22 protein-coding genes are annotated in these 25,591 nt (G+C 62.0%); 12 read left to right on the forward strand and 10 right to left on the reverse strand.

Features of this window, described 5'->3' with window-relative positions; all coding sequences use genetic code 11:
• Positions 1-505 precede the first annotated feature (505 nt).
• Both clpS and clpA read left to right on the forward strand, forming a co-directional pair.
• Entirely contained in the window at positions 506-820 is a 315-nt protein-coding gene (gene clpS / locus GNZ12_RS33625; RefSeq protein WP_006050100.1) for an ATP-dependent Clp protease adapter ClpS, read from the forward strand.
• On the forward strand, positions 817-3,114 hold the full coding sequence (gene clpA, locus GNZ12_RS33630) for an ATP-dependent Clp protease ATP-binding subunit ClpA (protein WP_074282414.1): 2,298 nt from the start codon (positions 817-819) through the stop codon (positions 3,112-3,114). The genes clpS and clpA overlap by 4 nt, the downstream gene beginning before the upstream one ends.
• Before the next feature lie 117 nt (positions 3,115-3,231).
• Here clpA and dut read toward each other — a convergent pair whose 3' ends face one another.
• From dut to GNZ12_RS33660, 6 genes are all read right to left on the reverse strand, one after another.
• The gene (gene dut, locus GNZ12_RS33635; protein ID WP_172316317.1) at positions 3,232-3,678 is read right to left on the reverse strand and encodes a dUTP diphosphatase; all 447 of its coding nucleotides are present in this window, start codon (positions 3,676-3,678) and stop codon (positions 3,232-3,234) included.
• Between the two features lie 14 nt (positions 3,679-3,692).
• Positions 3,693-4,712 (reverse strand): LLM class flavin-dependent oxidoreductase, encoded by a 1,020-nt coding sequence (locus tag GNZ12_RS33640; RefSeq protein WP_172316318.1) that lies wholly within the window; start codon positions 4,710-4,712, stop codon positions 3,693-3,695.
• Between the two features lie 75 nt (positions 4,713-4,787).
• The gene (coaBC, locus tag GNZ12_RS33645) at positions 4,788-6,002 is read right to left on the reverse strand and encodes a bifunctional phosphopantothenoylcysteine decarboxylase/phosphopantothenate--cysteine ligase CoaBC (protein ID WP_172316319.1); all 1,215 of its coding nucleotides are present in this window, start codon (positions 6,000-6,002) and stop codon (positions 4,788-4,790) included.
• A 37-nt stretch (positions 6,003-6,039) separates the two neighbouring features.
• Positions 6,040-6,546 (reverse strand): signal peptidase II, encoded by a 507-nt coding sequence (gene lspA / locus GNZ12_RS33650; RefSeq protein ID WP_172316320.1) that lies wholly within the window; start codon positions 6,544-6,546, stop codon positions 6,040-6,042.
• On the reverse strand, positions 6,546-9,383 hold the full coding sequence (ileS, locus tag GNZ12_RS33655; protein WP_172316321.1) for an isoleucine--tRNA ligase: 2,838 nt from the start codon (positions 9,381-9,383) through the stop codon (positions 6,546-6,548). Before ileS ends, lspA begins: the two co-directional genes overlap by 1 nt.
• Before the next feature lie 169 nt (positions 9,384-9,552).
• Positions 9,553-10,548 (reverse strand): bifunctional riboflavin kinase/FAD synthetase, encoded by a 996-nt coding sequence (locus GNZ12_RS33660; protein ID WP_172316322.1) that lies wholly within the window; start codon positions 10,546-10,548, stop codon positions 9,553-9,555.
• Positions 10,549-10,666: 118 nt separating this feature from the next.
• Here GNZ12_RS33660 and purN point away from each other — a divergent pair, with 118 nt between their 5' ends.
• The 6 genes from purN to nadC all read left to right on the forward strand — a co-directional run bounded on the left by purN (position 10,667) and on the right by nadC (position 17,585).
• Positions 10,667-11,320, forward strand: coding sequence for a phosphoribosylglycinamide formyltransferase (gene purN, locus GNZ12_RS33665; RefSeq protein WP_172316323.1), 654 nt, complete (start codon positions 10,667-10,669; stop codon positions 11,318-11,320).
• A complete protein-coding gene (locus tag GNZ12_RS33670; protein ID WP_172316324.1) occupies positions 11,317-12,576 on the forward strand; it encodes an RsmB/NOP family class I SAM-dependent RNA methyltransferase in 1,260 nt (419 codons plus the stop codon). The genes purN and GNZ12_RS33670 overlap by 4 nt, the downstream gene beginning before the upstream one ends.
• A gap of 72 nt (positions 12,577-12,648) precedes the next feature.
• A complete protein-coding gene (locus GNZ12_RS33675; protein WP_172316325.1) occupies positions 12,649-14,004 on the forward strand; it encodes a mechanosensitive ion channel family protein in 1,356 nt (451 codons plus the stop codon).
• A gap of 203 nt (positions 14,005-14,207) precedes the next feature.
• Positions 14,208-15,404, forward strand: a complete 1,197-nt coding sequence (locus GNZ12_RS33680; protein ID WP_172316326.1) for a DesA family fatty acid desaturase — start codon at positions 14,208-14,210, stop codon at positions 15,402-15,404.
• 142 nt (positions 15,405-15,546) lie between these two features.
• Positions 15,547-16,686 (forward strand): quinolinate synthase NadA, encoded by a 1,140-nt coding sequence (gene nadA, locus GNZ12_RS33685; protein WP_074282426.1) that lies wholly within the window; start codon positions 15,547-15,549, stop codon positions 16,684-16,686.
• Positions 16,686-17,585 (forward strand): carboxylating nicotinate-nucleotide diphosphorylase, encoded by a 900-nt coding sequence (nadC, locus tag GNZ12_RS33690; RefSeq protein WP_172316327.1) that lies wholly within the window; start codon positions 16,686-16,688, stop codon positions 17,583-17,585. The genes nadA and nadC overlap by 1 nt, the downstream gene beginning before the upstream one ends.
• Before the next feature lie 88 nt (positions 17,586-17,673).
• Here nadC and nadB read toward each other — a convergent pair whose 3' ends face one another.
• The 4 genes from nadB to radC form a co-directional block, all read right to left on the reverse strand.
• Positions 17,674-19,272 carry an L-aspartate oxidase gene (nadB, locus tag GNZ12_RS33695; RefSeq protein WP_172316352.1) on the reverse strand — a complete coding sequence of 533 codons (1,599 nt, stop codon included), beginning with the start codon at positions 19,270-19,272 and terminating at the stop codon, positions 17,674-17,676.
• Between the two features lie 238 nt (positions 19,273-19,510).
• A complete protein-coding gene (gene rpmG / locus GNZ12_RS33700; RefSeq protein WP_006050116.1) occupies positions 19,511-19,678 on the reverse strand; it encodes a 50S ribosomal protein L33 in 168 nt (55 codons plus the stop codon).
• A 10-nt stretch (positions 19,679-19,688) separates the two neighbouring features.
• Positions 19,689-19,922 (reverse strand): 50S ribosomal protein L28, encoded by a 234-nt coding sequence (rpmB, locus tag GNZ12_RS33705; RefSeq protein ID WP_007180631.1) that lies wholly within the window; start codon positions 19,920-19,922, stop codon positions 19,689-19,691.
• Positions 19,923-20,163: 241 nt separating this feature from the next.
• Positions 20,164-21,042: a RadC family protein gene (gene radC / locus GNZ12_RS33710; protein WP_172316328.1), complete on the reverse strand. Its 879-nt coding sequence runs from the start codon at positions 21,040-21,042 to the stop codon at positions 20,164-20,166.
• 199 nt (positions 21,043-21,241) lie between these two features.
• Here radC and GNZ12_RS33715 point away from each other — a divergent pair, with 199 nt between their 5' ends.
• From GNZ12_RS33715 to GNZ12_RS33730, 4 genes are all read left to right on the forward strand, one after another.
• Positions 21,242-21,697, forward strand: a complete 456-nt coding sequence (locus GNZ12_RS33715) for an FKBP-type peptidyl-prolyl cis-trans isomerase (RefSeq protein ID WP_063497119.1) — start codon at positions 21,242-21,244, stop codon at positions 21,695-21,697.
• 2 nt (positions 21,698-21,699) lie between these two features.
• On the forward strand, positions 21,700-22,662 hold the full coding sequence (gene ispH / locus GNZ12_RS33720) for a 4-hydroxy-3-methylbut-2-enyl diphosphate reductase (protein ID WP_172316329.1): 963 nt from the start codon (positions 21,700-21,702) through the stop codon (positions 22,660-22,662).
• Positions 22,663-23,204: 542 nt separating this feature from the next.
• Positions 23,205-24,404 (forward strand): branched-chain amino acid ABC transporter substrate-binding protein, encoded by a 1,200-nt coding sequence (locus GNZ12_RS33725; protein ID WP_172316330.1) that lies wholly within the window; start codon positions 23,205-23,207, stop codon positions 24,402-24,404.
• A gap of 230 nt (positions 24,405-24,634) precedes the next feature.
• Entirely contained in the window at positions 24,635-25,585 is a 951-nt protein-coding gene (locus tag GNZ12_RS33730) for a branched-chain amino acid ABC transporter permease (protein ID WP_172316331.1), read from the forward strand.
• The last annotated feature ends 6 nt before the right edge of the window (positions 25,586-25,591 follow it).

Genomic DNA, 25,591 nt, shown 5'->3' on the forward strand with positions numbered 1-25,591 from the left:
CGACGACCGCGGGATGCAGCCGCTCCCTCCTCACAAGCTCACCATCGGCATTTTTTCGAATTATGGCTCAGTGAAAAAAGTGCCAGCTTGATTGTTGAGGCTCTTTATTCGAGTGTCAAGAAAATTTTGAGATGCCGTTGCCGCGTTGCAAACAGGCGTTTCCAGGGTTTTTCCCGCTTTTGTTTTGTTATGTGCGGTTGCCCAAGCGGGCGGTCTTGAAAAGTCGCATAATCGACGCACATGCTGTTCTGCGGGTCGCACACCGTCCGCTGGCCGGGCGAGCGCCTTCAGCCAGCACTGACAGGTTGTGCGATACTCGATCCGACTGCGGCGCAGCACGGCCGCGATGCATCACTGGATAGGGGCCGGCTCCGCAATCGGCTCGTCGAATGACGCAACGCTTTTGGGGGTAATCACCCATCAGGCGGGTGCGAACGGGCTCACCGGCCGGTCGGCCGGGTTTTGACAGGATTGCGGGCCTGTCCTAGTTGTTTAGAATGGGTGTATGGCGATTATCCCGGACAAGCAGGACGGCACCGTACTGGAGCGGCAGGAAAAGAAGCTGAAGCCGCCGTCCATGTACAAGGTGGTGCTGCTGAATGACGACTTCACGCCGATGGAATTTGTCGTGATGATCGTGCAGGAATATTTCAATAAAGATCGTGAAACCGCAACGCAGGTCATGTTGAAGGTGCATCGCGAGGGCAGGGGAGTTTGTGGGGTCTATACGCGGGACATCGCGTCGACCAAAGTCGAGCAAGTCGTTACCCACGCACGGCAGGCCGGGCATCCGCTGCAGTGTGTGATGGAGGAAGCATGATTGCCCAGGAACTGGAAGTCAGCCTGCACATGGCGTTCATGGAAGCACGCCAGGCGCGGCACGAGTTCATCACGGTCGAACATCTTTTGCTGGCACTGTTGGACAATCCAACGGCTGCAGAGGTGTTGCGTGCATGCGCGGCCAATATCGAGGATCTGCGCCAGAACCTGCGCAATTTCATTCATGACAACACGCCAACCGTGCCTGGCACGGACGACGTCGACACGCAGCCCACGCTGGGTTTCCAGCGTGTGATCCAGCGCGCGATCATGCATGTGCAATCCACCTCGAATGGCAAGAAGGAAGTGACCGGCGCGAATGTGCTGGTGGCGATCTTCGGCGAGAAGGATTCGCATGCGGTGTACTACCTGCAGCAGCAGGGCGTCACGCGTCTGGATGTGGTGAATTTCATCTCGCATGGCATCGCCAAGACCAGCAGCACGGACGCCGCGAAAGCGAGCGACGCGAATGCCGAGTCCGACGAAGCCGCCGCGCAGAAGGAAACGCCGCTCGCCCAGTTCACGCAAAACCTGAACCAGATGGCGAAAGACGGCCGCATCGATCCGCTGATCGGGCGCGAGTCGGAAGTCGAGCGTGTGGTGCAGGTGCTGTGCCGCAGGCGCAAAAACAATCCGTTACTGGTCGGTGAGGCCGGGGTCGGCAAGACGGCGATCGCCGAAGGGCTCGCCTGGCGCATTACGCGTGGCGAAGTGCCGGATATTCTGGCCGATGCGCAGGTGTATTCGCTCGACATGGGCGCGCTGCTCGCCGGCACCAAGTATCGCGGCGACTTCGAACAGCGCCTGAAAACGGTCCTCAAGGAATTGAAGGAACGTCCGCACGCGATCCTGTTCATCGACGAAATTCATACGCTGATCGGCGCGGGCGCTGCGTCGGGCGGCACGCTGGACGCATCGAATCTGCTGAAGCCGGCGTTGTCGTCGGGCACGCTCAAGTGCATCGGCGCGACCACGTTCACGGAATATCGCGGCATCTTCGAAAAAGACGCGGCTTTGTCGCGCCGTTTCCAGAAGGTCGACGTGACCGAGCCGACCGTCGAACAGACGGTGGCGATCCTGCGCGGGCTGAAGTCGCGTTTCGAAGAGCACCACGGCGTGAAGTATTCGTCGGGTGCGTTGTCGGCCGCGGCTGAATTGTCGGCACGCTTCATCACGGATCGTCATCTGCCGGACAAGGCGATCGACGTGATCGACGAAGCAGGCGCGGCGCAACGCATCCTGCCGAAGTCGAAGCAGAAGAAGACCATCGGCAAGAACGAGATCGAAGAAATCATCTCGAAGATTGCGCGCGTCCCGCCGCAAAGCGTGTCGCAAGACGATCGCAGCAAGCTGCAAACGCTGGATCGCGATCTGAAGAGCGTGGTGTTCGGGCAAGACCCGGCCATCGACGCGCTGTCGGCCGCGATCAAGATGGCGCGTGCGGGCCTCGGCAAGCTGGACAAGCCGATCGGTGCGTTCCTGTTCTCCGGCCCCACGGGCGTCGGCAAGACGGAAGTGGCGAAGCAACTGGCGTTCACGCTGGGGATCGAGCTGATCCGCTTCGACATGTCGGAATACATGGAGCGTCATGCGGTGAGCCGTTTGATCGGTGCGCCGCCGGGCTATGTCGGTTTCGATCAGGGCGGTCTGTTGACCGAAGCCGTCACGAAGAAGCCGCACTGCGTGCTGCTGCTCGACGAAATCGAGAAGGCGCATCCGGACATCTACAACGTGCTGTTGCAGGTGATGGACCACGGCACGCTGACGGACAACAACGGCCGCAAGGCGGATTTCCGCAACGTCATCATCATCATGACGACGAACGCGGGCGCCGAGGCAATGGGCAAGGCGGTGATCGGCTTCACGAACCGTCGGGAAACCGGCGACGAAATGGTCGACATCAAGCGCATGTTCACGCCGGAGTTCCGTAACCGTCTGGACGCAACGATCAGCTTCCGCTCGCTCGATGAAGAAATCATCATGCGTGTGGTCGACAAGTTCCTGATGCAACTGGAAGATCAGCTGCATGAGAAGAAGGTCGACGCGCTCTTCACCGACGCGCTGCGTGCTCACCTCGCGAAACACGGTTTCGATCCGTTGATGGGCGCGCGGCCGATGCAGCGTCTGATCCAGGACACGATCCGTCGTGCGCTGGCCGACGAGTTGCTGTTCGGCAAGCTGATGAACGGCGGCCGCGTGACGGTCGACGTGGATGCGGAAGACAAGGTGCAGTTGACCTTCGACGAACATCCGGCACCGCGCAATCCGAATCCTGAAGCGGTTGAGGTCGAGTAAGTTCAGGTTGTACCTGAAAGCAGAACGGCGCGGGTTCAACCCGCGCCGTTCTGCTTTTTGCCTTGTGCAAAGCGCTTCCCGGAAGCAATGCCTTTGCGCTTAGGACATCCTCGTGCCTTAGTGCTTGCCCGTGCTGCCGAACCCACCCGCGCCACGCTCGCTGGTTTCGAAATCGTCGACGATATTGAACTCGGCCTGGACCACTGGCACGATCACGAGTTGCGCAAGGCGCTCCATCGGATTCAGCACGAACGTCGTCTCGCCACGATTCCACGTCGAGATCATCAGCTGGCCCTGGTAATCCGAGTCGATCAGGCCGACCAGGTTGCCCAGCACGATCCCATGCTTATGGCCCAAGCCCGAACGCGGCAGAATCAACGCCGCATAACCCGGATCGGCAACGTGAATCGCCAGACCCGTCGGCACCAGCGCGGTTTCGCCGGGTTTCAGCGTCAACGGCTCGTCGAGGCAGGCGCGCAGGTCGAGGCCCGCGCTGCCGTTGGTGGCGTAGGCCGGGAGCTGGTCGCGCATGCGCGCATCGAGAATCTTCAGGTCAAGTTTCATGCAGGTTCGAAGGTTTAGGGGGTGGAGGCCGGGCGCCCGAGTTGGAACGCATCGGCAAGGAGTTCATAGGAGCGTAGCCGGGCGCGGTAGCTGCCCGCTACGGTGAGCACGATCAGCTCGTCGGCCTGGAACTGCTCCTGCAAGGCATGAAGCCGCTCAGTGACCGTTTCCGGCGTGCCGATGATACTGCGCGGCTTCTCGCGGTCGATCACCAGTTGCTCGCGTATGCCGTATTCCTGCGCCGCGCCTTGCTCGACCGTCGGAATCGGTGCATTCAGCCCAAGGGCCATCTGCACGCGGCGCAGGTCGACCGCTTTTTCCAGGTCGGCGGCTTCCTGTTCGGTGTCAGCGCAAATCACGAACACCGAGGCGGCCAGATAGGGCTGTTCTGTTTCCAGGCTAGCCCTGAAACGTTCACGATAAGCCAGCGCCACCTGCTGTCCGAAATGCGCGTTGATGAAATGCGCGAATGCGAAGCGGATGCCGAGTTGCGCCGCCAGCAGGCCGCCGAATTCACTCGACCCGAGCATCCACAATTGGGGATGCGTAGCGATTTGCGGCTGAAGCAGCACGCCGTGCGCAAGGTGATCCTCGGGCAGCGTGCCGTGCATCAGGCCGACCAGATCGGCCACCTGCTGCGGAAAAATTTCGCCGCGATTGTAGGCGCCGGCGGCGACCGCCTGCGCCGTGCGCATGTCGCCGCCCGGCGCGCGTCCCACGCCCAGATCGATACGGTTCGGAAACAGGGCCTCGAGCATCATGAATTGCTCGGCGACCTTGAAGGGGCTGTAGTACGGCAGCATCACGCCACCCGAGCCCAGGCGAATGCGCTGGGTCACGCTGCCGAGGCGTGCGAGCATCACCTCGGGGCAAGGGTTTGAGACACCCCGCAGGCCGTGGTGTTCGGCGCACCAATAGCGCGTGTAGCCGAGGTCGTCAGCCAGCTGCGCGAGTTCGACGGTGGCGGCGATTGCGTCCGCCACTGAGTGCCCGTCGATCACGGGCGTTTGATCGAGCACGGAAAGTAGCGTCATGTCAGCACTGCTCCAGATGATTCGGTGCGCGAGAGCCGCTGGCGGCGCGTTCAGCGTGCGCCGCCTCGTGCGGCCTTAGCGGATCAGACTTGTGTCGGGCAGACGCTTCGCAATTTCTACGATCAATGCGCGCGCGAGCGTCTGCTTGTCGGCGCGCGGCAGCTTCGTTGCACCACCCGCTTCGAACATGATCACCTCGTTGTCGTCGAGGCCGAACGTCAGCGGACCTAAATTGCCGATCAGAAGCGGCACGTTCTTGCGCACGCGCTTTTCTTCGCCGTGCACTTCAAGATCGCCGCTTTCCGCCGCAAAGCCGACGGCGAACGGCGGATGCGGCAGCTTGGCTACCGCGGCCAGAATGTCCGGATTCTCGACAAACGTGAAGGTGGGCAGTGCGCGCTCGGCGGTCTTCTTGATCTTGTGTTCGCTGGCGTGATCGACGCGCCAGTCGGCCACCGCGGCCACGCCGATGAAGATGTCAGCGTCGGCCACCGAGCGCATCACCGCGTCGTGCATGTGCTGCGCGGTTTGCACGTCTTCGCGGAACACGCCCCACGGTGTTTCCAGCGCGACAGGGCCGGCGACCAGATGCACCTCGGCGCCCGCTTGTTGCGCGGCGCGCGCCAACGCAAAGCCCATCTTGCCACTCGAACGATTGGTGATGCCGCGCACCGGATCGAGCGGCTCGAAGGTCGGGCCGGCGGTCAGCAACACGCGACGGCCGGACAGGATCTTCGGCGAGAAGAATGACGCAATCGCTTCGTAAGTCGCGGCCGCTTCGAGCATGCGCCCGTCGCCGACTTCGCCGCATGCCTGCGGACCCGAATCGGGGCCGAGCACGTCAATGCCGTCCGCGCGCAGCTGCGTGACGTTGCGTTGGGTGGCCGGGTTTTGCCACATCTGCCGGTTCATCGCCGGCACGACGAGTAGCGGACAATCGCGCGCGACACACAGCGTCGACAGCAGATCGTCGGCCATGCCGTGTGCCAGTTTGGCGAGGAAGTCGGTCGAGGCGGGCGCAATGACGATCGCGTCGGCTTCACGCGACAGATCGATGTGCGCCATGTTGTTCGGCACGCGAGCGTCCCACTGGCTCGTGTAGACCGGCCGGCCGGACAGCGCTTGCATCGTGACGGGGGTGATGAACTGCGTGGCCGCTTCCGTCATCACGACCTGCACGGTCGCGCCGGCCTTGGTCAACAGGCGCGTGAGCTCGGCGATCTTGTAGCAGGCAATGCCGCCTGTCATGCCGAGGACGAGGTGTTTTCCTGCGAGTTCTGCGGTTGCCAACGAAAGCCTCCGACAAAGCGTGGTGTACCTATGCCCGTTAGCGCGAGCCGCGTACGCGCCGCAACTCGTCGAGCACGAGCAGGATCGCGCCGATCGTGATCGCGCTGTCGGCGAGATTGAACGCCGGCCAGTGCCACGTGCGGACGTGGAAGTCGAGAAAGTCGATCACATGGCCGTACGCGAGCCGGTCAATCACATTGCCGAGCGCGCCGCCGAGAATCAGCGAGAGCGCCGTGCAGAACATTTTCTGTCCGCCGTGACGCTTGAGCAGGTAGCAGATCACAAGGGCCGCGACCACGCCGAGCGCGGTGAAAGCCCAGCGCTGCCAGCCGCCCGCCATCGCGAGGAAGCTGAAGGCGGCGCCACGGTTGTACACGAGGATCAGGTTGAAAAACGGCGTGACCTCATGCGGAACACCGTAGGCAAACACCTTCTGGACCGCGATTTTCGTCAGCTGATCGAACAGGATCACGATCAGCGCGACGCCAAGCCACGGTGCCAGCGAATTGCCGCCGGCCGACGTTTTCGACATGGTTTTTGCCATTATGCCGCGCTCCGCGTTTCGCCGTTGCCGAACAGGTTGCTGAAGCAGCGGCCGCACAGGGTGGGGTGCTCGGCGTTGGCGCCGACGTCCGCGCGGTAGTGCCAGCAACGTTCGCACTTCAGATACTTCGAGGCGATCACTTCGACGCCTTCTTCCGCTTCGCTGTCGACCTTCACGACGTTCGCCGCCGACGTGATCAGCACGAACTTCAGGTCGTCGCCGAGGCTCGCAAGTGCGTCGTAACGCGCGCCGCTCGCGCGGATTTCGACTTCCGCCTGCAGCGACGAACCGATCAGGTTCGCGACGCGCGCTTCTTCCAGTGCCTTGGTCACGTCGCTACGCGCGGCGCGCAGCAGCGTCCATTTGTCGAGCAGGTCACCGGCTTGCGGTACGGCCGGGAACGCGTGATAGGTCTCGGTGAAGATCGTTTCGCTGTTCGGCGCGAAGATCTTCCACGCTTCTTCCGCGGTGAACGACAGGAACGGCGCCATCAGGCGCAGCAGGCCGTGCGCGATATGATACAGCGCGGTCTGTGCCGAACGGCGCGCGACGGAGTCGGCAGCCGTGGTGTACAGACGGTCTTTCAGCACGTCCAGATAGAAGCCGCCCAGGTCTTCCGAGCAGAACGTTTGCAGTTTCGCGACCACCGGGTGGAACTCGTACTTGTCGTAGTGCGAGAGGATGTCGTTCTGCAGATTCGCCGACAGCGCCACCGCGTAACGATCGATCTCGAGCCAGTCTTCGACCGGACGCGCGTGTTGCGCGAAGTCGAAGTCCGACAGGTTCGCGAGCAGGAAGCGCAGTGTGTTGCGGATGCGGCGATAGCCTTCCGTCACGCGCTTCAGGATCTCTTCGGAGATCGCCAGTTCGCCCGAGTAATCGGTCGAGGCGATCCACAGACGAATGATTTCCGCGCCAAGGCGGTTCGACACTTCATGCGGATCGATACCGTTGCCGAGCGACTTGCTCATCTTGCGGCCTTCGCCGTCGACGGTGAAGCCGTGCGTGAGCAGCGCGTTGTAGGGCGGGCGGCCGTCGAGCATCGAAGCCGTCAGCAGCGACGAGTGGAACCAGCCGCGGTGCTGGTCCGAGCCTTCCAGATACAGGTCAGCCGGGAATTGCAGTTCGTCTTTATGCGAGCCGCGCAGCACGTGCCAGTGCGTGGTGCCCGAATCGAACCAGACGTCCAGCGTGTCACGGTTCTTCTCGTACATGTTGGCGTCGTCGCCAAGCAGTTCGCGCGGGTCGAGCGTTTGCCACGCCTCGATGCCGGCCTTCTCGACGCGTTGCGCGACTTCTTCGAGCAACTCCAGCGTGCGCGGATGCAGCTCGCCGGTTTCCTTATGCACGAAGAACGCCATCGGCACGCCCCATTGACGCTGACGCGACAACGTCCAGTCCGGGCGATTCGCGATCATGCTGAACAGGCGCTGCTTGCCCCACGACGGATAGAAGGCGGTGTTCTCGATGCCTTCGAGCGCGGTTTCGCGCAGCGTTTTGTCGGAGTCGTTCGGCTTCACGTCCATGCCGGCGAACCACTGCGAGGTCGCGCGGTAGATGATCGGCGTTTTGTGGCGCCAGCAGTGCATGTAGCTGTGCCGATAGCTCTCGGTGCGCAGCAGCGAGCCGGCTGCCTGCAGGGCTTCGACGATCTGCGGATTGGCCGCCCAGATCGACAGGCCGCCGAACAGCGCGAGCGATTCGATGTAACGGCCGTCGCCCATCACCGGATTGATGATGTCCGAATCCGCCATGCCATGCGCCTTGCACGACACGAAGTCTTCCACGCCGTACGCCGGTGACGAGTGGACTACACCCGTACCCGATTCGGTCGTCACGTAGTCGCCGAGATAAACCGGCGCCGTACGCTTGTAGGCCGGATGCGCGGCTGCGAGCGGATGATTGAAGCGCAGGTTGACGAGCTTCGCGCCCGGCGTGGTCGCGACGATCGAGCCTTCCAGTTCGTATTGCTTCAGGCACGCTTCAACACGCTCTTCGGCCAGGATCAGCAAGCCGCGCGGCGTGTCGACCAACGCGTAGACGATTTCCGGATTCAGGTTCAGCGCCTGGTTGGCGGGGATGGTCCACGGCGTGGTGGTCCAGATCACAATGCCGCCTTCGTTGCGCGGCAGTGCAGTCAGGCCGAATGCCTGCGCGGTCTTTTCCGGTTCGGCGAAGCTGAACAGTACGTCGATGGTCGGATCGGTCTTGTCCGCGTATTCAACTTCCGCTTCGGCCAACGCCGAGCCGCAGTCAAAACACCAGTTGACCGGCTTCAGGCCGCGATACACATAGCCCTTTTCCATGATCTTCGCGAGCGCGCGGATTTCGCCGGCTTCGTTCGTGAAGTTCATGGTCTTGTACGGATTGTCCCAGTCGCCGAGCACGCCCAGGCGGCGGAAGCCGACCTTCTGCTTCTCGATCTGTTCGGTCGCGTAGGCGCGCGCCTTCTGCATCACTTCAGCGGCCGGCAGCGACTTGCCGAACTGCTTTTCGATCTGGATTTCGATCGGCATGCCGTGGCAATCCCAGCCCGGCACGTAGACCGCGTCGAAGCCCGCCAGATTGCGTGCCTTGACGATCATGTCCTTCAGGATCTTGTTCACCGCATGGCCGAGGTGGATGTCGCCGTTCGCATACGGCGGGCCATCGTGCAGGATGAACTTCTTGCGGCCCTTGGAGGCGGCGCGGATCTTCTCGTAAACATTGCCTTCCTGCCATTCCTTGACCCATTGCGGCTCGCGTTTGGGCAGGTCGCCACGCATCGGGAACGGCGTGTCGAGCAGGTTGACCGGGTAGCGTGACTGCGGTTTCGAATCGGCTTTCTTGTTGCTCATGATGAGGTCGCGGTGAATTCTTTCTAAGCGCAGCGAAGCTGCGGTATGCGCATGAAGCGCAGGGCGTTGGGCGCGCCCGGCAGGCATGTCGCGTGATCCACGGACGCCCTTCGATGCGCGCAGCGGTGGGTACATGCAGCACTTGGCGCGCTCGCATGTACCGCGGCGGCTATCTAATTCGGTCGGTGGCCGACGTGGCGAAACCGGTGGAACGGCTGCCGGGCGTGCCGGCGCCGACGGCCGCGAACCACGCGCGCGCATTGGCGACGTCGCGCGCGATGGCGGCGGTCAGCGTTTCGAGGTCGACGTACTTTTCCTCGTCACGCAGCTTTTTCAGGAATTCGACGCGCACGAGTTTGCCATACGCATCGCCATGCCAGTCGAGCAGGTGCACTTCGAGCAGCACACGGCCGGAATCGTCGACGGTGGGGCGCAGGCCGAGGCTGGCGACGCCCGGCAACGGTTCGTCCGTCACACCATGCACGCGCACTACGAAGATGCCCGCCAGTGCCGGACGCTTGTGCGCGATCGGCAGATTGAGCGTGGGGAAACCGAGATCGCGGCCGAGCTTCATGCCATGCACGACGTGGCCGCTGATCAGGTAGTCGCGGCCCAGCGCAGCGCGCGCCGAGTCGAGATCTCCCCCCACCAGCGCCGTGCGCACGCCCGAGCTGGAAATGCGCGCGCCCGACGGATCAGCCACGGTGGCCATCTGCTCGACTTCGAAACCGTATTGCTGACCCGCGGTCTTGAGCGACGCGAAATCGCCCGCGCGCTTCGCGCCGTAGCGGAAGTCGTCGCCGATCATCACCCAGCGCGCATGCAGCCCGTTGACGATGATCCGTTCGACAAACGTATCCGGCGACTGGCTCGCGAAGGTGTGGTTGAAATGCTCGACCACGACCCGGTCGACGCCGTTGGTGCGCAGCGCCTCGAGCTTGTCGCGCAGCATCGCGATTCGCGGCGGCGCGCCAGCCGGGTTGAAGAACTCGCGCGGATGCGGCTCGAAGGTCATCACGCAGACGGGCAGGCCGCGTGCATCGGCTGCGGCTCGGACGTGGGCGAGCAAAGCCTGATGGCCGCGGTGGACACCGTCGAAGTTGCCGATGGTCAGTGCGCAGGGCGCACGGCTTTCAGCATTGGGAAGACCGCGGAAGACTCTCACGATAGCGGGTTTGAGGTAGGGCGGCTGAGGTGCCGCAAAACAAACGATTATAAACGCTCAGCGCACGAGACGGCGGCGCGTCGCCGTTTCAGTGTCCCCCGAATGATAAAATCCACGGATGAAAAAACTCGTCATCCTGATTTCCGGACGGGGAAGCAACATGGAAGCTATCATTCGCGCCTGCGCGGACGAGGGCTGGGCGGCGCAAGTCGCCGCCGTGATTGCCAACCGCCCTGACGCCGCGGGCCTTGCGTTCGCAGCGTCGCACGGCATTGCCACGGCGGTGGTCGACCACCGCCAGTTTCCCGATCGCGACAGCTTCGACACCGCGCTGGCGCAAGAAATCGACAGTTTCGGGCCCGATCTGGTCGTGCTGGCCGGCTTCATGCGGGTGCTCACAGCCGGTTTCGTCGACCATTACGCGGGGCGCATGTTGAACGTGCACCCGTCGCTGCTGCCGAGCTTTCCGGGCCTGAAAACCCATCAACAAGCCCTTGACGCCGGCGTGCGCTTGCACGGCGCGTCGGTGCATTTTGTCACGTCGCAGCTGGATCACGGGCCGATCGTCGCGCAGGCGGCTGTCCCCGTTGAGGCTGGCGACACCCCCGCCATGCTCGCGGAACGCGTGCTGGCAACCGAACACATTATCTATCCACGCGCGGTGCGCTGGTTCGTCGAAGGGCGTCTTGCCCTCGACGGCTTGCGTGTCACGCTTACGCCGCCGGAGCCGCAATGGCTCTTTGCCGGTCACACCGCCGAAGAGGGCGCATGAGATTACATGGTTTTTTGATTGGACAAACCGAGACTTTGCTGGCTGAAGTCCTGAAACTGAACGGCCCGGCCGACGCCACGACGAGCCGCTTTTTCCGCGCGCATCCGAAGCTCGGGCATGGCGAGCGCGGCGTGATCGCCGAGGCGGTCTTCGCGGTGCTGCGTCGCCGGATGGAGTTCGCGCACCTGGCCGAAGGCGGCGCGGGCAGCCCGGCCCGCCGTATGGCCTTGCTGGGACTGATGCAGACGGCGGGCCGCACGGCCCTCAAGCCGTTCTTGTCGGAAACCGAATCGCACTGGCTCGAACACGTTGCGAAGATCGACCCTGAAAGCCTGCCGCTGCGGATTCGCCTGAATCTGCCCGACTGGATCTATCAGGCGCTCTCCAAGCGTTTCGAACCCGCGGAACTGGCGCAACTGGCCGCCGCGCTGAACTATCCGGCGCCGCTGGACCTGCGCGCGAATCCGATCAAGGCAAGCCGCGACGACGTGCTGAACGCGCTGTCGAAGGCCGGCATCGAAGGTGGCGCGACGCCTTTCGCGCCGTTTGGCGTGCGGGTGGTCGGCAAGCCGCCGCTCACCAAGCTCGACGCGTTCCAGCACGGCTGGGTTGAGGTCCAGGACGAAGGCAGCCAGTTGCTGTGTTCGCTGGTCGCGCCCAAGCGCGGCGAGATGATCGTGGATTTCTGCGCGGGCGCGGGCGGCAAGACGCTAGCGTTGGGCGCGGCGATGCGCTCTACCGGGCGTCTGTACGCATTCGACGTCTCCGAGCGCCGTTTGGCCAAACTCAAGCCGCGCCTCGCGCGCAGCGGACTGTCGAACGTGAATCCGGTGCTGATCGACAGCGAACACGATGCGAAGATCAAGCGTCTGGCCGGCAAGATCGACCGCGTGCTGGTCGACGCGCCGTGCAGCGGCCTGGGTACGCTGCGCCGTAACCCGGATCTGAAATGGCGCCAGTCGCCGGAGTCGGTCGCCGAACTGGCGCCGAAGCAGGCGTCGATTCTGGCGAGTGCCTCGCGTCTGGTAAAGAAGGGCGGCCGTCTCGTCTACGCGACCTGCTCGATTCTGGAAGCGGAAAACGAAGCCGTCGTGCAGCAGTTCCTCGCCGACCATCCGGACTTCGCCTTGGTGCCGGCGCGCGACGTGTTGGCCGAGCAGCGCATCGACATGGAGATGGGCGATTACCTGTCGCTGTGGCCGCACCGTCACGCCACGGACGGTTTCTTTGCAGCCGTGCTGGAACGCCAGAGCTAAACGCAACAGCGTGTCTGCCGGTGCGGCCGGGTTCCTCCTGAACCTGGCCGCACCGGCGATTTCGGCGACATCATGCAAAACCGCATTTTTCCTCACATGTTCGGCGACCTCGCGCGCGACTTCGGCCAGCCGGTGATGCTGTGGCAGGTCGGCGTGCTGCTCGGGACGCTCGGCGTTGCGTGGCTGCTCGCGCGCCTGTTACGCCGCACGCTCGATCTGCGGCGCCAGACGCGGTACCAGACCCTGCGTTTCGGCGCGGAAAGCCTGAACCGCGCGTTCTTTCCGCTGATCGGGGCGGCGCTCGTCTGGCTCGCGCAGGCGGTCACCGGCAAGTTCATGCACACTGCGCTGCTCGATCTGGCGCTGGTGCCGCTGATCGGTATCGGCCTGATTTACATCGTGTTTTTCTTCGCGCGGCGGGTTTTCAGCCAGGACGGCGCGAACCATCCGTGGCTGTTCCTGGTCGAGAAGATCGTCTCGCTGGTCGTCTGGATCGGCATGGTGCTCACGGTAATGGGCATTCAGGACGACGTGATCGCCTGGATGGGCAGCGTGCGCTTCAGGGTCGCGAATGCGCACATGACGCTGCTCTCGCTCACCACGGGCCTCCTGTGGGTGTGCGTGACGATGATCGTCGCGATGTGGCTCGGCGCCACGTTCGAAGACCGCCTGATGCGCTCCAACACGCTCGATGCCAACCTTAAAGTGGTGGTGGCGCGGGTCGGGCGGGCCGCGTTCGTGCTGGCGGCGGTGCTAATCAGCCTGTCGCTGGTGGGCATCGATATCACCGTGCTGGGCGTGTTCGGTGGCGCGCTGGGTGTGGGGCTTGGGTTCGGGCTGCAGAAGATCGCCAGCAATTACGTCTCGGGCTTCATCATCCTGATCGACCGCTCGCTGCGCATCGGCGACACGATCAACGTCAGCGGCCTGCAGGGCATGGTCACGCAGATCCGCACGCGTTATACGGTGGTGCGCGGCCTGGACGGCATCGAAACGCTGATCCCGAACGAAAAGCTGATTACGGACGTGGTGCAGAACCAGTCGTCCTATCTGACGCGCGGCTACGCCAAGGTGGCCGTGCAGGTCGCGTACTCCTCCGACGTCGAGCAGGCGATGGCGTTGCTCGCCGAGGCCGCACAGGGCGTCGCGCGGGTGCTCCAGGAGCCGGCGCCTACGCCCTATCTGGCAAGCTTTGGCTCCGACGGCATCAACCTCGAGCTGGGCTTCTGGATCGATGAGGCGGCAACAGGCACGGCAGGCGTGCGCTCGGCCGTCAATCGCAACATCTGGCGTTTGTTCTCCGAACACGACATCTCGATTCCTTTCGCGCAACGCGAAGTGCGAATCGTCGGCAATGTGAGCGACGCGATGCCGCAAGCGGTAACAATGACCGCTCCTGCGGCCAATCAGGCCGACAGCGGCCACTGACGGGCACTTCGAACCCGCCGGCGGGTCTAAAAATGACCACCGGCGCGTTCCATCCGGTTGATGCCGCACAAAAAATCTCTATTTGTTACAAACACTTGGAACGCTTCAAGTAGAATGTCGTCCAATCCCGCTGTATGCTTTCACTTTCTTGACATGCGTATTTCGCGTGTGTCTGGCGTCTCTTGTTCCACAGGTAAATTGCCTTGTTGAATTCCTTGCTCGATTTCCTTGCCCACGGCCTGTTGCACTTTTCGTGGTGGCAACTTGTGCTGTACACGCTGGTCGCGACGCACATCACGATCATTGGCGTAACGGTCTATCTGCATCGCTGCCAGGCGCACCGCGCGCTGGAGCTGCATCCGGTCGTCAGTCATTTTTTCCGTTTCTGGCTGTGGATGACCACGGGCATGCTGACCGGCCAATGGGCCGCGATTCACCGTAAGCACCACGCGAAGTGCGAGACCGAAGAAGATCCGCACAGCCCGCAAACGCGCGGCATCTGGAAGGTGCTGCTCGAAGGCGCGGAGCTGTACCGTACCGAAGCCAAGAATGAGGAAACGATGCGCAAGTTCAGTCACGGCACGCCGAACGACTGGATGGAACGCAACGTCTACACCAAGTACCCGATCCTCGGCGTGAGCCTGATGATGGTGCTGAACGTCGCGCTGTTCGGCGTCGTCGGCCTGACGATCTGGGCCGTGCAGATGGTATGGATTCCGTTCTGGGCAGCCGGTGTGGTCAACGGCCTCGCGCACTTCTGGGGCTACCGTAACTTCAACTCGTCGGATGCCAGCACGAACATTTTCCCGTGGGGCATCATCATCGGCGGTGAAGAGCTGCATAACAATCACCACACGTATGCAACGTCGGCCAAGCTGTCGAACAAGTGGTACGAGTTCGATATCGGCTGGATGTACATCCGCATCATGTCGGCATTCCGTCTGGCCAAGGTGAAGAAGGTCGCGCCTACGCCGCGTCTGACCACCGGCAAGCTGGTGCTCGATCAGGACACGCTGCAAGCAGTGCTGGCGAACCGCTATGAAGTCATGGCGCGTTACGGCAAGGCGCTCAAGCGTGCCTATCGCCAGGAGTTGGCGCATCTGAAGGAAGTTGGCGCGCGCGAGAAGTATCAGGTGATGCGCGGCGCGCGTAGCTGGTTCCACAAGGAGGAAGCGGGTCTCGATGAGCCGCAGAAGCGCCAGTTGCCGCAAATCTTTGCGAACAGCCAGAAGCTGAAGACCTACATCGACATGCGCAATGAACTGGCGGCGATGTGGGAGCGCTCGAATGCGTCGCGCGATCAACTGCTGATCCAGTTGCAAGACTGGTGTCATCGCGCCGAGCAGAGCGGTATTAAAGCGCTGCAAGAATTCGCGATGCGCCTGCGCCGTTATGCTTGATCGTATGCCTGACCGCGAAATCTATTAAAATTTCGTTACGTCACAAAACCCCGCGTTGGCGGGGTTTTGCTTTTTGGGCCGCGGTAAATTCAACGACACGCGATTGAGAGTCCGCGGCGGCAGAGCGAAGGCAGAGGAGATCATGGATCAGCAGGCGATCAGGACCGTCGAATACGACCGGCCACAGGCGCAGGGCACAACCTGCGGGATCGGGCAGGCGTGGGCGAAGGTGCCCGACGTGCCGTCCGCGGAACAGAAGGTGGCGCTGAAGGAGCGCATCCGCGCATTGCTCAAGCGCGAGAAAGCCGTGCTCGTTGCGCATTATTACGTCGACGCGGAATTGCAGGAACTCGCCGACGAAACCGGTGGCTGTGTGGCCGACTCGCTGGAGATGGCGCGTTTCGGCCGCGATCACGAGGCGCAAACGCTGGTGGTGGCAGGCGTGCGCTTCATGGGCGAGACCGCAAAGATCCTCAGCCCGGACAAGCGCATTCTGATGCCTGATCTCGACGCGACCTGCTCGCTCGACCTCGGCTGTCCGGTCGATGAATTCTCGGCGTTCTGTGACGCTCACCCGGATCGCACGGTGGTCGTGTACGCGAACACCAGCGCGGCTGTTAAGGCCCGTGCGGACTGGATGGTGACATCGTCGATCGGGCTGGAAATCGTTGCCGATCTGCACGCACGCGGCGAAAAGATTATCTGGGCGCCGGATCGGCACCTCGGCAGCTATATCCAGAGCAAGACCGGCGCGGACATGCTGCTGTGGCAGGGTTCATGTCTCGTGCACGACGAATTCAAAGGCATTGAACTCGATCTGCTGCGTGCTGAATATCCTGGCGCGAAAGTGCTGGTGCATCCGGAGTCGCCGGCTAACGTGGTCGCGCAAGCGGACGTGGTGGGTTCGACAACCCAGTTGATCGACGCCGCGCAAAAACTCGACGCGACGCACTTCATCGTGGCGACCGACCTCGGCATTCTGCATAAGATGCAGCTCGCCGCGCCCGGCAAGACGTTGATCGCCGCGCCGACGGCCGGCAACAGCGCGACCTGCAAGAGCTGCGCGCATTGCCCGTGGATGGCGATGAACGGCCTCGCCAATCTCGCCGACGTGCTCGAGCGCGGTCACAACGAAATCTTCGTCGATCGCGCGATCGGCGAGCGGGCGCGTCTGCCGATCGACCGGATGCTCGACTTCGCGGCGCGTCACAAGAAGCGCGTGCAAGCCAGCGGCGATCTCGCGCGCGACGCGCAACTGTATTCGAACGTGGGGGCGGCGTAATGGGGGCGGTGGAACGCAATCAGATCGAGGCGGTGTCACCGCTGTTCGCTGAGATTCATGCGCAGTATGGCGCGGCATTCGATGCCGCGTTAGAACGCAACGTCGCCGACGCGCTGAGCGAAGATGTGGGCGCAGGCGATCAGACTGGCCGCCTTGTCCCCGCAGACGACGTGCGTGATGCGCGCATCATCGTGCGCGAAGATGCCGTGCTGTGCGGCGTGCTCTGGTTCAACTCGGTGATGCGCCACGTCGATCCGCGCATCGATGTGCAGTGGCACTATCGCGAGGGCGATCGGATGACAGCGGATACGCCGGTCTGCGCGCTGCGTGGTCCTGTTCGTGCGCTGTTGACTGCTGAACGCAACGCGTTGAACTTCCTGCAACTGCTGTCGGGCGTGGCGAGCGCAACGCGCCGCTACGTCGATGCAATTGCTCACACGCAAACGCGCATCCTCGATACGCGTAAGACCTTGCCGGGTTTGCGGCTCGCGCAGAAATACGCGGTGCGCGTGGGCGGCGGGGCGAATCAGCGGCTCGCTTTGTACGACGGCATTCTGATCAAGGAAAACCACATTGCCGCAGCCGGCGGCGTCGGCGCGGCCATGGATGCGGCGCTTGCGCTGAATGCGGGCGTGTCGATCCAGATCGAGGTCGAAACCCTGGCGCAATTGGAAACCGCGTTGGCGCATCGCGCGCAATCCATTCTGCTGGACAACTTTTCGTTCGATGCGATGCGCGACGCAGTACGTATCACGGCGGGGCGGGCGGTGCTGGAGGTGTCCGGCGGAGTGAACTTCGAGACGGTGCGGACCATCGCGGAAACGGGCGTCGATCGCGTGTCGATCGGTGCGTTGACCAAAGATGTGCGCGCAACGGATTACTCGATGCGGATCGTCTGAGCCGCGCACCTAAGCTTAAGCTTTCGCAATCAGTGAAAAGGCCATCGCCGGAGAGCCGGCGATGGCCTTTTCATTTCAGCGCCAGAAATCACACATTGCGGTTACGCACATGCTCCGGCGACAGCACCGTCGGCAGCGCCTTAGGTAGCGTGGCAGGCCAATCGCGGCTGAAGTGCAGGCCGCGGCTTTCACGCCGTGAGCGGGCGCCTTCGACGATCAGCGACGCCACGTCGACCAGATTGCGCAGTTCAAGCAAATCGCGGTTCACCTTGAAATTCGCGTAATACTCGTGAATTTCGTCACGGAGCAGGGCAAGCCGATGCTTGGCTCGCGCGAGCCGCTTGTCCGTACGCACGATGCCGACGTAGTTCCACATCAAGCGGCGTAGTTCATCCCAGTTGTGCGCGACCACCACTTCCTCGTCCGGATCGGACACCCGGCTTTCGTCCCAGTCCGGTAACGGCGCATGGACGGCGGCGCCGAAGCCTTCTTCCTCGATGGCCTGCGCAGCGGAGCGGCCGATCACGAGGCACTCGAGCAAGGAGTTGCTGGCAAGCCGGTTCGCGCCGTGCAGGCCTGTGCACGACGTTTCACCAACCGCGTAGAGGCCGGCGAGATCGGTCTTGCCGGCCAGATCCGTCACGACGCCGCCGCACGTGTAGTGCGCGGCAGGCACAACCGGAATTGGCTCTTTGGTGATGTCGATGCCGAATTCCATGCAGCGGGCCAGAATCGTTGGGAAGTGTTCGCGCAGGAATTCAGCCGGCTGATGGCTGATGTCGAGATAGACGCAATCGATGCCGCGCTTCTTGATCTCGAAGTCGATCGCGCGCGCGACGATGTCGCGCGGCGCGAGTTCGGCGCGTTCGTCGTGGTTCGGCATGAAGCGCGTGCCGTCCGGCAACTTCAGAATGCCGCCTTCGCCGCGCACGGCTTCCGAGATCAGGAACGACTTCGCGTAAGGATGGAACAGGCAGGTCGGATGGAACTGGATGAATTCCATGTTCGAGACGCGGCAGCCCGCGCGCCAGGCCATCGCGATGCCGTCGCCGGTCGCGGTGTCGGGGTTGGTGGTGTACAGATAGACCTTGCCGGCACCACCGGTGGCGAGCACGGTATGCGGCGCTTCGATTGTCACGGTGCGGCCGCTTGCCAGGTCGAGTGCATACAAACCGTGGCAGCGGCGCCCCGGCAACCCAAGGCGATCCGACGTGATCAGATCGATCGCGTAGTGATCTTCGAGCAGGGTGATGTTCGGATGGCGGCGTACACGCTCGCTGAGCGTGGCGACCACTGCATGGCCCGTTGCATCCGCGGCATGAATGATCCGGCGATGGCTATGGCCGCCTTCGCGTGTCAGATGAAAGCCGAGTTCGGCGGCGTCGTCTTTGGTGAACGGCACGCCTTGCTCAATCAGCCATTCGATCGCGGCACGCCCATGCTCGACGATAAAGCGTGTCGCCGCCTCGTCGCACAGACCGCCCCCGGCGATGAGTGTGTCGCGGACATGGTTTTCGATGCTGTCCGCCGAATCCAGTACGGCGGCGATCCCGCCTTGCGCCCAATCGCTCGCGCCTTCGGTCATCGATCGCTTGGCGACCACCGCAACCCGCCGGGTCTCCGCGAGATTGAGCGCGACGCTCAAACCTGCCAGACCGCTACCGACAATCGCTACGTCGAATTCCATCGCCTGCATCTCCGTCTTTCGTTTTGCCATGGCGGCATGCTGTGTGCATGCCGCTAAAACGAGAAAGGATACGCGTCGCGGCGAATGAGGGAAAGCTGGCCGAATGGGATAAGACTGTGCTGGCCGGTAAAAGGACAGCTAAACAGCGCAATATTGAGGCGCAGAAACAAAAAAGCCCCGCACGAATGCGAGGCTTTTTTGCAAATCTTTTTTGCCTTCGTCAGGCAGGAGCCAAGACTTACTTAATCTTGGTTTCCTTGTAGTCAACGTGCTTACGGACGACCGGATCAAATTTCTTGATCAGCATCTTTTCCGGCATGTTGCGTTTGTTCTTCGTCGTCGTGTAGAAGTGACCCGTGCCTGCGGTCGATTCCAACTTGATCTTGTCGCGTGCGCCTTTCGCCATGATTTACTCCTTAGGCTTCACCGCGTGCGCGCAGATCTGCGAGCACAGCGTCGATACCGTTCTTGTCGATCAGGCGCAGGCCGGCGTTCGAAACGCGCAGACGCACCCAACGGTTTTCGCTTTCCACCCAAATACGGCGGTTTTGCAGGTTCGGCAGGAACCGGCGCTTGGTTTTGTTGTTCGCGTGGGAAACGTTGTTGCCGCTCATCGGCGCTTTCCCAGTTACTTGGCATACGCGTGCCATGAGAGCACTCCTAATACGCTAATTCTGAGTTCGAACGCCGTGAAAGTTTCCCGAGAAGAGCCGCGCTGAGTTTTGCTGAAACCGCAGACGCTTTTTCTTTCCCGGAAGGCCTTAATGGCTTCGGAACAGGGGGTTGGAAATAGGCAAACCGGAATTCTAGCAGAAAAAAAGCCGCAAAATCAAACCTTATTTGCGATGCCGAACACGGCATAACGTTGTCGCGACCCTGGTTTGCGACCTGTCACGGCCAGCCGGCGCGGGCAAACGAGTACGTGCGATCTGCGCTAATCACCAGATGATCGATCAATTGCACGTCGATCAGCGCAAGGGCGTCGCGCAGCGTATGCGTCAGCCGGCAGTCGCTTGCGCTCGGCTGGACGGCGCCGGAAGGGTGATTATGCGCGACGATCAGACTGGCCGCGTTCAGACTCAGCGCTCGCCGCACGATCTCACGTGGATACACCGCCATGCGCGTCAGCGTGCCGCGTGCGCTCTCGTCACAGTGGATCAGCCGGTGCCGGGCGTCGAGAAAGAGTGACATGAAGACTTCGTGCGGACTGCCGCCGATCCGCAGGCGCAGGTAGTCTTGCACGGCTTCAGGCGAGTTCATCAGCGAGCGCTCGCGCAGCTTATCGACCAGCGAGCGTCGCGCCATCTCCATGATGGCCAGTAACTGGGCCTTTTTCGCCGGACCGATGCCGCGCAGGCCGTCGAAGTCCGCGTAGCTCGCATCGAGCATGGCGCGCAGCGAGCCGAAGCGGTCGAGCAGCGTGCGTGCGACGTCGAACACGTCGTGGCCGGGCAGGCCCGCGCCGAGCACCAGTACGATCATTTCGGTATCGGACAGCGCACCGGCTCCTTTCTCGATCAGCCGTTCACGGGGCATGTCGTGTTTAAGCCATTTGCCACGCACGAGCTTTCGGGCTGGGCGTCTGCCGGAAGGCGCCGCGGCGACGGCAATGCCGGGCGCGGGTCCAGCGGATTGGGGGCTCACTGTGTTGCAAGGAAAGGCCGGTGAGCGAGGCGGTGACAACGCCGGCGTTGCGGCTGTGGACGGCGCAGGCCGCGGCAGGGCGGCTTCCGGCGGCGTTTCATCTATCGTACAGGCGTGGTCGGCCATCTATCTTGCGTCCTCCGGTTTCGGGGTTGGGGGCGGCGGCCGACGCGCGGCCTTGCCGCAGCGCGCGACGGACGCAAGCCGCCGCCCGCTAGGTGGCTTACAATAGACGCTTTGCGCACGGCACCCCGACGGTGTGCCACACGCGTCGCCTGCGCCCGCGGCGCATGCGTGCAGCGCGCATCGACTGAGCGAGCATTGCATGAGCATCATCGACATTTCTGAAGTGAAACCCGGTTCACACGTGACGCTTCATTACCGGCTTTCCCTTGCCGATGGCGCTGAAGTCATCAATACGTTTACTGACAGGCCGGCTACGCTGCTGCTCGGCGCGGGGCAACTGGCGCCGCCGCTGGAAGATATTCTGCTAGGTTTGAAGGTGGGCCACCATTCGACCTTTCAGCTAACGCCGGATCAGGCGTTCGGTCCGCGCAATCCTGAGCTGATCCAGCGGGTCTCGCTGGCTACGCTGCGCGAAAACAGCATGATCGGCGAGGATTTTTCGCCGGGTGATCTGGTCGAATTCAACGCGCCGGGTGGCGGCCGTTACGCCGGTGTCCTGAAGGAAGTCGGCGAAACGTCGGCGTTGTTCGATTTCAACCATCCGCTTGCCGGCCAGGCGCTGGCGTTTGAAGTGAAAATCATCGGGATTCTGTAAACATGAGCATCACGGATACGACTCTTGCCGAAGCCGAGATCCTGCTGGCGCAGCCGCGTGGGTTCTGTGCCGGCGTCGATCGGGCGATCGAAATCGTAGAGCGGGCCATCAAGCTGCACGGTTCGCCGATCTACGTGCGTCACGAAATCGTCCATAACGCCTATGTCGTCGAGGATTTGCGCAAGAAGGGTGCAATCTTCATCGAGCAGTTGGAAGAAGTGCCGGCCGGCAACACGGTCATTTTCAGCGCGCATGGCGTGTCGAAAGCAGTGCGTTCGGAAGCCGAGTCGCGCGGCCTGCGGGTGTACGACGCCACCTGTCCCCTCGTGACCAAGGTCCATATCGAAGTCGCGAAGATGCGCCAGGACGGCTTCGACATCGTGATGATCGGCCACAAGGGCCACCCTGAAGTCGAGGGTACGATGGGGCAGGCAGGCGAAGGCATGCATCTGGTGGAAGACATCGAAGATGTGCAGGCCTTGCGGCTGGCCGATCCCGAGCGGATCGCGTTCGTGACGCAAACCACGCTGTCGGTCGACGACGCAGCCGAGATCATTGGCGCCCTGAAGGCGAAATATCCGGCGATCCGCGAGCCGAAGAAGCAGGACATCTGCTACGCCACGCAAAACCGCCAGGACGCGGTCAAGTTCATGGCGCCGCAATGCGACGTCGTGATCGTGGTCGGCAGCCCGAATAGTTCGAACTCGAACCGGTTGCGCGAGCTGGCCGAAAAGCTCGGCGTGCCTTCCTATATGGTGGACTCGCCGGATCAGATCGATCCGGTCTGGGTTGAAGGCAAGCGCCGGATCGGGGTGACGGCGGGCGCCTCGGCGCCGGAAGTGCTGGCGCAAGCGGTGATCGGCCGGTTGCGTGAGCTCGTCGGCGTGCGCAACGTGCGTGCACTTGAAGGCATCGAGGAAAACATCGCGTTTCCGCTGCCGCGCGGGCTGGGTCTGCCTGCCTGACAATTAGCTGACGTTTCTGAAAGGAAGGCGCGCCCTTGGGCGCGCTTTTTTTACGTCTGCAGATTCGCGAGCTTGCCGACAATAAAGTGCCAGATCATCGAATCAAGTCGTTTTAAGTGTTCTCCCACACAAATTCTTTTGAATTGTGATGTGGCTTTTAATCGATATCGCGATGATATGACCCCGTTTAAATCATCTCAAACGCGTTACGCTCATTTTTGACGCACTAAAATAGTGCGTACGCCTTGATATCAATGAAAACGTAATACTTAACGCAAACCACGGTGCAATCGGGGATCGGGCCATATCGCTGCAACACTTGATGCCATTGGGTGCAACGGTGGTGCAACTGATGCACGAAAAATAGTCGCAACCCGGTTGCGCCTATTGTCGGATTCCTCTCTCAAAATAAGGTTGCAATGCAGGAAAACCCCACCGTTTCAACAATATTGCCCGTCGCATAATTGGAGTTACAATGCGCGCGTTCTCAAGGCCTCCGGGTCCCGAACAATAGATTTTGCAAGGCGCAGGAGACCTACCTAATGCGAGTCAAGTTTGCTTACGCCGTATCCATCGTGGCTGCGGTTGCGATGTTGACCGCGTGCGGCAAGAAGCAGGATGGCGAGGCGGGAGCCGGTGCATCGGCTGCCACGGCAGCGGCGGCCCCCGCGAGCGAAGTGACTATCGTGAAGATCGGTCATGCGGCCCCATTAACGGGCAGCATTGCGCATCTTGGCAAGGACAATGAAAACGGCGCGCGTCTGGCGGTCGAGGAAATCAACGCGCAGGGCTTGACCATCGACGGTCACAAGATCCAGTTGGAGCTCGACGCACAAGATGATGCAGCGGACCCGAAAACGGGTACGGCGGTCGCTGAAAAATTCGTCGACGATCATGTTGTCGCCGTGGTCGGGCACCTGAATTCGGGCGTCTCGATTCCGGCGTCAAAGATCTATAGCGATGCCGGGATTGTGCAGATCTCGCCGTCGTCGACCAATCCGGGGTACACGCAACAAGGTTTCAAGACGACGTATCGGGTGGTCGCGACCGATGCCCAGCAGGGTCCGGCGCTGGCCAACTACGCGACGAAAGTGCTCGGCGCGAAACGCATCGCGATCGTCGACGACTCGACCGTATACGGTAAGGGACTGGCTGACGAGTTCGCGAAGGCGGTACAGGCGAGCGGCGCGAAGATCGTCGCGCGCGAAGCCACGAATGACAGGGCTACGGAGTTTCAGGCCGTCCTTAGGAAGATCAAGAGTGTTCAGCCGGACGTGATCATGTTCGGCGGCATGGACGCAACGGGCGGGCCGTTTACCAAACAGGCGGCGGCGCTCGGTATCAGGGCAAAAATCCTTGGCGGCGACGGTGTGTGTACCGACAAGGTAGGTGAGCTGGCGGGAACCGCCGTGCAAAACCTGGTCTGTTCGGAGGCGGGACTTGCGCTTTCGAAAATGGATAAGGGAGCGGACTTCGAAAAGAAGTACGTCGACCGCTTCCACACACCGGTGCAGATTTACGCACCGTTCACGTATGACGCTGTGTACGTGATTGTCGATGCAATGAAGCGCGCTAATTCGATCGAGGCGCCCAAGGTGCTGGCTGCGATGCCGTCCACCGATTACAACGGGGTAATCGGCCACATCGCGTTCGACGACAAGGGTGATTTGAAAGAGAGCGCCATTACGCTTTACGACTTCAAGGACGGCAAGAAAGCGGTTCTCGACGTCGTGAAGATGTGATGACGGGACGTTCAGCCTGACGGCACCGAAACCACCCAACGGTGCCGTTTTTGCATCCGCCATCGGCAAGTCCGCGACTGCATCCCAGTCGTAAGACGAACCGGGCAGCGGATAACCCTTACCGGTCTTTTACATCAGTACCCGCAGTGCCGTTGAGATTGGCGTACCGCATCACCGCCCACCGGCTGATGAAGAACGCGAATCCAGTCGCACGGGCTAAGGAGCATTAAATGGATATCTTCATCCAGCAGGTCCTCAACGGGCTGGTGCTTGGCAGCGTTTACGCCATCATCGCACTGGGCTATACGATGGTTTACGGCATCTTGGGCATCATCAACTTCGCGCACGGCGATGTGTTGATGGTGGGCGCGATGGTTGCGCTCTCAGCCATAGGCGTGCTTCAGAACCACTTCCCCGGCCTCGGCAATGTGCCGACGCTCATCATCGCGTTGATCATCGCGGCAGTGGTTTGCTCGCTGGTCGGCTACACGATTGAGCGCGTGGCCTACCGGCCGTTGCGTAAAGCGCCGCGTCTCGCCCCGCTGATCACCGCGATCGGCGTGTCGATTCTGCTGCAGACCCTCGCGATGATGATCTGGTCGCGCAACCCGCTGCCGTTCCCGCAGCTGTTGCCCACCGACCCGATCAACGTGATCAAGGCCACCGACACGACGCCAGGCGCTGTGATCTCGATGACCGAAATCGTGATCATCGTGGTGGCGTTCCTCGTGATGGGCGGCCTGCTGCTGCTGGTTCACAAGACCAGGCTGGGCCGCGCGATGCGTGCGATCGCTGAGAACCCGGGCGTTGCCAGCCTGATGGGCGTGAACCCGAACTTCGTGATTTCGGCGACCTTCATGATCGGCTCGGCGCTGGCTGCTCTGGCTGGCGTGATGATCGCGTCCGAATATGGCAACGCACACTTCTATATGGGCTTCATCCCAGGTCTGAAGGCCTTTACCGCGGCGGTGCTGGGCGGGATCGGCAATCTCGGCGGGGCGATGGTGGGTGGCGTGCTGCTCGGCCTGATCGAACAGTTGGGGGCGGGTTATATCGGCAACCTGACTGGCGGGGTGTTCGGCAGTAACTACCAGGACGTGTTTGCGTTCATCGTGCTGATCATCGTGCTGGTGTTCCGTCCGTCGGGTCTGCTCGGCGAACGTGTTGCGGATCGCGCTTGATCCCGG

It is taken from the genome of Paraburkholderia solitsugae (assembly GCF_013177695.1).
GTDB classification, from domain to species: Bacteria; Pseudomonadota; Gammaproteobacteria; order Burkholderiales; family Burkholderiaceae; genus Paraburkholderia; species Paraburkholderia solitsugae.

Coding starts and splice junctions, on each gene's coding strand:
- clpS (WP_006050100.1), top strand. CDS start 506: ATGGCGATTATCCCGGACAAGCAGGACGGCACCGTACTGGAGCGGCAG.
- clpA (WP_074282414.1), top strand. CDS start 817: ATGATTGCCCAGGAACTGGAAGTCAGCCTGCACATGGCGTTCATGGAA.
- dut (WP_172316317.1), bottom strand. CDS start 3,678: ATGAAACTTGACCTGAAGATTCTCGATGCGCGCATGCGCGACCAGCTC.
- GNZ12_RS33640 (WP_172316318.1), bottom strand. CDS start 4,712: ATGACGCTACTTTCCGTGCTCGATCAAACGCCCGTGATCGACGGGCAC.
- lspA (WP_172316320.1), bottom strand. CDS start 6,546: ATGGCAAAAACCATGTCGAAAACGTCGGCCGGCGGCAATTCGCTGGCA.
- ileS (WP_172316321.1), bottom strand. CDS start 9,383: ATGAGCAACAAGAAAGCCGATTCGAAACCGCAGTCACGCTACCCGGTC.
- purN (WP_172316323.1), top strand. CDS start 10,667: ATGAAAAAACTCGTCATCCTGATTTCCGGACGGGGAAGCAACATGGAA.
- GNZ12_RS33670 (WP_172316324.1), top strand. CDS start 11,317: ATGAGATTACATGGTTTTTTGATTGGACAAACCGAGACTTTGCTGGCT.
- GNZ12_RS33675 (WP_172316325.1), top strand. CDS start 12,649: ATGCAAAACCGCATTTTTCCTCACATGTTCGGCGACCTCGCGCGCGAC.
- nadA (WP_074282426.1), top strand. CDS start 15,547: ATGGATCAGCAGGCGATCAGGACCGTCGAATACGACCGGCCACAGGCG.
- nadC (WP_172316327.1), top strand. CDS start 16,686: ATGGGGGCGGTGGAACGCAATCAGATCGAGGCGGTGTCACCGCTGTTC.
- nadB (WP_172316352.1), bottom strand. CDS start 19,272: ATGGAATTCGACGTAGCGATTGTCGGTAGCGGTCTGGCAGGTTTGAGC.
- rpmG (WP_006050116.1), bottom strand. CDS start 19,678: ATGGCGAAAGGCGCACGCGACAAGATCAAGTTGGAATCGACCGCAGGC.
- rpmB (WP_007180631.1), bottom strand. CDS start 19,922: ATGGCACGCGTATGCCAAGTAACTGGGAAAGCGCCGATGAGCGGCAAC.
- radC (WP_172316328.1), bottom strand. CDS start 21,042: ATGGCCGACCACGCCTGTACGATAGATGAAACGCCGCCGGAAGCCGCC.
- GNZ12_RS33715 (WP_063497119.1), top strand. CDS start 21,242: ATGAGCATCATCGACATTTCTGAAGTGAAACCCGGTTCACACGTGACG.
- ispH (WP_172316329.1), top strand. CDS start 21,700: ATGAGCATCACGGATACGACTCTTGCCGAAGCCGAGATCCTGCTGGCG.
- GNZ12_RS33725 (WP_172316330.1), top strand. CDS start 23,205: ATGCGAGTCAAGTTTGCTTACGCCGTATCCATCGTGGCTGCGGTTGCG.
- GNZ12_RS33730 (WP_172316331.1), top strand. CDS start 24,635: ATGGATATCTTCATCCAGCAGGTCCTCAACGGGCTGGTGCTTGGCAGC.